The 7,334-nt window shown below is 33.6% G+C and carries 4 protein-coding genes; all 4 read left to right on the top strand.

Annotation, left to right across the window (positions count from 1 at the left end; translation table 11 throughout):
• The first annotated feature begins 77 nt into the window (after window positions 1-77).
• From GOQ24_RS14855 to GOQ24_RS14870, 4 genes are read left to right on the top strand one after another with little or no spacing between them, the layout of a single operon-like run.
• Window positions 78-3,434 carry a SusC/RagA family TonB-linked outer membrane protein gene (locus tag GOQ24_RS14855; RefSeq protein ID WP_160340044.1) on the top strand — a complete coding sequence of 1,119 codons (3,357 nt, stop codon included), beginning with the start codon at window positions 78-80 and terminating at the stop codon, window positions 3,432-3,434.
• Between the two features lie 14 nt (window positions 3,435-3,448).
• Window positions 3,449-4,984 carry a RagB/SusD family nutrient uptake outer membrane protein gene (locus GOQ24_RS14860; protein WP_155092668.1) on the top strand — a complete coding sequence of 512 codons (1,536 nt, stop codon included), beginning with the start codon at window positions 3,449-3,451 and terminating at the stop codon, window positions 4,982-4,984.
• A 10-nt stretch (window positions 4,985-4,994) separates the two neighbouring features.
• Complete coding sequence (locus GOQ24_RS14865) at window positions 4,995-5,885, top strand: putative zinc-binding metallopeptidase (protein WP_155092669.1); 891 nt, start codon at window positions 4,995-4,997, stop codon at window positions 5,883-5,885.
• A gap of 10 nt (window positions 5,886-5,895) precedes the next feature.
• Complete coding sequence (locus GOQ24_RS14870) at window positions 5,896-7,203, top strand: DUF4302 domain-containing protein (protein ID WP_155092670.1); 1,308 nt, start codon at window positions 5,896-5,898, stop codon at window positions 7,201-7,203.
• The last annotated feature ends 131 nt before the right edge of the window (window positions 7,204-7,334 follow it).

The raw sequence follows: 7,334 nt of genomic DNA on the forward strand, positions 1-7,334 counted from the left end.
AATTTTTAGACTGCATTAGGAATTATTTAATTTTTGTTATTTATTTGTTAACGGTTATTAATTAATAATTAACAAATATGAAGAGAATATTACGAGGGTTTCTTGTTGTGTGCTCAATCTATCTCTCAGGAGGTGTAATGGTAGCGCAAGTAAGAACAGTTACTGGTAAAGTTATTGCTGCCAGTGATGGCTTACCTTTACCTGGTACTACGGTTATTATTAAAGGGACAAATACTGCTGTTCAAACAGATATAGATGGTCAGTATAGTCTTAAAGTAAATGACGGAAATGCAGTTTTAGTTTATGAATTCATGGGATTCGCTACACTGGAGAAAAAAGTAAATGCTCAGCAGGTGATTAACGTTTCTTTATTAGACGATTCTAAGCTAATGGATGAGGTAGTGATCAATACTGGTTACCAAACTTTATCAAAGAGAAAAGAAGCAGGAGCAGTTAGCCGTATTGAAGCTAAAGACTTAAAAGTCGATGGTGTTACAGACGTAAGTAGAATGATTGAAGGTAAAGTGGCAGGGGTAACCGTGCAAAACCCTTCTGGAGTTTTTGGTGCTGCACCTAAAATTACTATTCGTGGTAACTCATCTATTATGGGTGATACAAAACCGTTATGGGTTATTGATGGGGTAGTACAAGAGGATATTATTAATGTGTCTTTTGAACAATTAGCTTCAGGTAACTCTGAGTCTGTATTGAGTTCAGCTATTTCTGGATTAAATGCAGAAGACGTACTTAGTATCGATATCTTAAAAGATGCATCTGCTACTGCTATTTATGGTTCACGTGCCATGAATGGAGTAATTGTTGTAACTACAAAATCGGGAAGAAAAGAGACTCCTATGTCTATTACTTACGCGATGGAGAACACATTAAGACCTATTCCGATGTATTCGCAATATGACTTGATGAACTCTCAGCAAAACATGATGGTTTATAACGAACTTGAGCAAAAAGGACATTTAGATTATGCTCAAATGTTATATGGCCGTAATGGTGGGGTTTATAATATGATGTATAGAGCTTTAAATGAGTATGATGCAGTAAATAGTAAATTTGCTTTATCTAACCAAGATCATATAAGAGCAGGATATTTGCAAACTTATGAGAAGGCTAATACAAATTGGTTTAAAGAATTATTCAGACCATCTATTACGCAGAATCACTCTTTGAGTTTTAATGGAGGAGGAAAAAACAGTGCATATTATGCTTCTCTTGGTTATTTTGCTGATCCAGGATGGACAATTGCTGATAGAGTACACCGTTTAACAATGAATTTAAAGAATACATTCTTTGTTAATGATAAACTGACAATCTCTTTATCTGGAATGGCTTCTGTACGTGATCAAAAAGCACCAGGAACATATGATTCTGAGAAAGATGTTGTGAATGGTTCAATCAGTCGTGATTTCGACATTAACCCATTTAGTTATGCTCTTAATACTTCTCGTGCTTTACGTGCTAAAAATGAGTTGGGTGAGTATGAGTACTATAGAAGTAATTGGGCGCCATTTAATATTTTAAATGAGCTTGATAATAATAGAATGGATATTGATGTAAAAGATATTCGTTTTCAAGCTGAGGCAGAATATAAAATTCTTCCAAACTTAAAATACAATGTGAATGGTTCTGCTCGTTATGCAACTACAAAACGCGTGCACAATGTAACAGAAAACTCTAACGTTATTGCGGCATATAATGCCAATGAGAATACAATCGAACGCGATCAAAACGTTTTCTTATATAGAGATCCAAGTAGACCTGAATTACCAGGTATGCCAATTATGACTAACTCTGGACTAAAGCGTACTTATACAAATGATATGACTTCTTTCTTATTAAGAAATACACTTTCATATGATAACGTATTTGCAGATAAACATGAGTTAGATGTTTTTGGAGGTACAGAGATGCGTGTGGTTAATAGAAGTAATGATTATTTCTTAGCTCAAGGAGTTCAGTTTGAAAATGGGGATGTATCTTATCCTGAGATTGATGCAATGCGTAAGTTGCTTGAACAAGGAGGAGAATATTTCTATTTTAAAGAAGAGAGAGAAAGAACTCTAGCTTTCTTTGCAAGAGCTGCTTATACATATGATCACCGATATACTTTAGCTTTAACAGGTCGTTATGATGGATCTAATAGCCAAGGTGATACAGGTTCTTCAAGATGGTTGCCAACATGGACTGCTTCTGGAAAATGGTTAATATCAAATGAGGCTTTTATGCAAAACAGTCTAACAGTTAGTAATTTAGCTTTAAGAGCTTCTTATGGTTTAACTGCTACTGCTGGACCTGCTACTAACTCATTGGCAATTTATAGACCTTATGTGACTCATAGACCAGGTTCGAATAATATGGAGAATGGAATTAACATTCAAGATTTGAAAAATGCGGACCTTACTTGGGAGAAACAATACGAATTTAACGTTGGAGTTGATTTAGGACTTTGGAACAATAGACTTCAATTAGCAGTAGATGCTTATCAAAGAAATTCATTTGATTTAATTGATCAGATTAGAACATCTGGAGTTGGTGGTCAATATATTAAGTTAGGTAATAATGCGGATATCAAAACAAAAGGTATTGAGTTTGGTATTACTTCAACTAATATTAAGTCTGGAGATTTCTCTTGGTCGACAACAGTTAATGGATCTATTTTCCATCAAGAAGTTACAAGTTTGCAAAATACTCCACGTGTTATTGATTTAGTTAGTGGTTATGGAGCTATGGAAGGACGTCCAACAAATGCTTTGTATTCTTACGATTTTACAGGATTAAATGCTGATGGTATGCCAACATTTGTTCAAGCACCTGGAGTAACAGATGTAGTTGGAGGAGCAAATTTCCAAGATTCAGTTAATTTAGAGAAGTACTTAAAGTATGAAGGTTCAATCGATCCTAATAAAACCTTGAGTTTATCTAATACATTTGAATACAAGAACTGGAGTTTAGGATTTTTATTTGTTGCTTCTGGAGGAAACAAGATCCGTTTAAACCCTACTTATGCTAGTTCTTATTCAGATATTGATGTTTTTGGAAAATCAATGAATGATCGTTGGTTAAATCCTGGGGATGAGAATTTTACAAATGTACCAGTTATAGCTGATAATACTATTTCTGTTAAATATGGAAATTCTGCGGTTATTAGAGCTTTTAATGCTTATAACTATTCTTCAGAACGTGTGGCTGACGGTGGATTTGTGAGATTGAAAAATATTTCATTAAGTTATGAATTCCCTGACCACTTTAAAAAGTCTATGAAAATGACAAGATTTTCAGTTCGCTTTATGGCAACAAACCCATGGCTTATCTATGCAGATAAAAAGCTTAATGGAGAGGATCCTGAGTTCTATAGAACAGGTGGGGTAGCTATGCCTCAAACCGCTCAGTACACATTGACTTTAAATGTTGGTTTCTAAATTTTTGAACAATTATGAAAAGAATAAAAATATTAGTTAGTGTTTTATTATTAGCAGCAACAACTGTTAGCTGTGGTGATTTCTTATCAGAAACACCAGATAATAGAACTGTTATAGATAGTCCAAGAAAGGTTGAGCAGTTACTGGTAGCGGCTTATCCAGATGCAACATTTATGTTGTTTAATGAGATGATGGCTGATGATGTAAGAGATTCAGGAAAAATGAATTTGACATCAGAGAATGACGAGAAGATGTTTACATTTCAAGATGTTCATGATGAAGATTTAGATTGGCCTATTCGTTATTGGATGGAAGCTTATAAAGCAATTGCTCAAGCTAATACAGCACTCGAGGCAATTGATAAATTAGAAAAAGAATATGCAAATAAACCAAGTAAACGTTCTTTAGAAAATTTAAGAGGAGAGGCATTGTTAGCAAGAGCATATTCACACTTTATGTTAGTGAATCTTTGGGCTAAGCATTACGATCCTGCAACAGCAAGTTCTGATATGGGTATCCCTTATATGACAAGTGTAGAAGATGAATTACTTGTTAAATATGAAAGAAATTCTGTTGAAGAAGTATATGACTTAATAGAGGATGATATCTTAACTGGAATTGCTAAACTTAAGGGAGTAACTTATGAGAATAACAATGTAGAACGTTACCACTTTAATGAGGCAGCAGCAAATGCATTCGCAACTCGTTTCTACCTATTTAAAGGTGATTACAAAAATGCTATTAAGTATTCGCAAGCTGTGCAAGGTTTACCAATTGGAAAACTTAGAGATGTACAAGGGGCTAATAAGAAGAGTATTGAGCAAAACGAAACAGATTATGCGCAGACTTATGTGCCAACTAATTTATTAGTGAGTACTGTAAAGTCAAGGATGACAAGAATTTTGCATACAAATAGATTTAATTTATCTTCTGCTTCTGCCAATAGATCATTGTTTGGACCAAATACGCATCCATTAGCGGAGAAAAATGGAAATTGGAATTATCCAAACGATACATATTCATTAAATGATCGTTACTATGTACATAAGTTCTATGAGCATTTTAAAATTATAGATTTTACAAATATGACAGGTCATACTTATGTATCATTTGTTCTGTTTTCTAATGATATGATGTATTTGGATAGAATTGAAGCAATGATTTTAGATAACCAAATTGACGAGGCTTCTAAAATGTTAGAGTATTTTACCCTTACAAGAACAAATCTTAATGCACCTGCTCAGGAGTTCATGGGAAGTATCAAGTATAGTGATTGGCAAAATCTTTACCCAATTCAGACAAGTGATATCAATCCAAAAACACAACTTTCTGAAGAACAAACAACTTTGTTAAGAGCGCTATTAGATGCTAGAAGAAGAGAAGGTTACCAAGAAGGATACAGATGGTTTGATATTCGTCGCTATAATATAGTTGTTAAACATCAAATGGCTACAGGCGAAGTGTATGAAGTTAAAGAGAATGATAACCTACAACAACTTCAGATTCCACTTATGGCAATTGATAAAGGTATAACTCCTAACCCTAGATAATTTTAAGATTATGAAAACAAACAATATTTTGAAAGGCTTAGGTTTATTTTTCACTTTAGGCCTTGTTTTAACATCATGTTCAAGTGATGATAAAATTGGTGATAGTATTTACAATACTGAAGAACAGCCAAAGACTGAATTAGATCAATGGATATTTAAATCATATACAGAGCCATATAATATAGATGCTACTTATTTGTGGAATGAAAGTATGGGAAAACCAGATAAAACTTTATTTCCGCCTAAGTTAAGTAGTGTGAAGCCTGCTTTACAAGTGGTTAAGAAAATATGGATTGATAGTTATTCAGAAGTAGGGGGCGAGGACTTTGTTAAGCTAATCGCGCCACGTCAATTGCATTTAATAGGAAGTTACAACTTGAATCACAATGGAACAATTGTTTTAGGTGAAGCTGGTGGTGGTGCTCGAATCACTCTATACAATGTTGATTTTGTAGATTACACTGATTTAGAAGATGTTCGTGAGTTTGTACATACCATTCAACACGAATATATTCACATTTTGAATCAAAGTAAACCTTATGATATTGTAACATGGAAAGCATTAGGTGAAAAACTTGGAGGGTATACATCTAACTGGTATAATCAAAATGATGAAGATAGTAATAATTTAGGTTTTGTGACTCCATATGCTAGATTAAACTCTGATGAGGATTTTGCAGAAACAGCTTCTTTTGTTCTTTTAAGTTCAAAAGCTGAACTTGAAAGTTTCCTAAGTAAGGTTAAGTCTGCTGATGGAAAAGCAATTATAGAGCAAAAAATTGCTATTGTTGAAAAGTACTTTTTAGATCAATTTTCAATGGACTTTTTTGAACTTAGGGATGCTGCTGAACGCAACACTAATGATGTGATTAATGGAAATTTTGAAGAAAATCAACCTTAATAAGTAAACAATGAAAAATTATATATATAAATCAGGTTTAGCTCTTATAGTTTTAGCAGCGCTTACTTCTTGTCAAAAAGAAGAGGATCGCGTATTTAGCGAGACATCTACCGAGCGTGTTGAACAAAGAGAGATTGAATTACAGAATCATTTGCTTACAGCTGAACATGGATGGAAACTTGTTTATGTAACTGATGGTAAACGCTATGGAGGTTTTACTTATCTATTAGATTTTGCTGGAGGACGTCACGTTAGAATGGTGTCTGATTTTAACGAAGAAGGGTTAATTGCAGAAACAGGTGAGTACCAAATTAAAATGCGTGGAACTACAAGTTTAATATTCTCTACACGTACTAAGATTCACGAACTTTCAGATCCTATTAATTCTGCTTATGAAAATGGAAAAGGATTTAATGGTGAGTTCCAGTTTGGGTACTATGGTAAGAGTGAGGATGGAAATGAAATGTATTTTAAAACTCCTAAGCAAGGTACTGAAGCAGTCTTTGTGAAAGCAACTAAGGAGGACTGGGATCGTTTTGAAGAGCAGTACAATATGGGATTTAATATGAGTTTAGATACTCAACCGATATTCCGTGTCTTGGAGGTAAATGAAGGTGGAAACGTGGTAAACTATGATTTGAATTATTTACCAAGTGTTCGTTTCGCTAAAATTGATAAGGGAGAAATGTTGAATAATCAAAGTTCTTTTGGAGTTGGTTATACGCCAGATGGTGTAAAATTAACTAAGGGAATAAAAGTAGGTGAAGATATTGCTACTGATTTTATTTTCGACCCTAATACATCAAGTTTTAATTATTCTGCTAATGGAAATACTGCTTCAATAAAGTATTCAGAGGCACCTATAAATTGGAATGATTCGTATAAAGTTACTTTAAAAGATAGTAATACTAGGTTGTTTTTCGATGCAGGAGATCTGGCTGGAGCTTCAACTAACTCACCACTGTTTAGAAAGTATTTAGATAAATTTAAAAAAGACTCTAAACCAGGTTTAAGTCAAATACAAATATACTTTAAACAAGGTGCTGGTAATTATGCTACTTTTGCATTTAATGGTGCGTCTTATAGATTGAATTTTAATGTTCAAGATGATAATGATGCACTTAAGATTACTGATAAAAGATGGACTAGTAACAATGTTCCAGCTGATTTGAAAGAATTTGCAGAAGCGTTATTTGAGGACAAACTTTATTTTAGAGTTGAGAGTTTTAAAATTAAGTATTCTAATACATTAGTTACTATTATGTCTAATAAACAGGCTATAGCATTAGCGAATTACGATTATAACTCTAGTTTTTAATTATATTGAAAACTTAGATATGTTTTAAGAAAAGAGGCTGTCTAAAAAGCCTAAAAAACAAAACCCCGTCTAAAAAAGGCGGGGTTTTTTCATTGTTTGTCCTCAAAAATAATTATCTTCAAGGTGCAACC

Source organism: Myroides sp. LoEW2-1 (assembly GCF_009767705.1).
GTDB lineage: Bacteria > Bacteroidota > Bacteroidia > Flavobacteriales > Flavobacteriaceae > Flavobacterium > Flavobacterium album_A.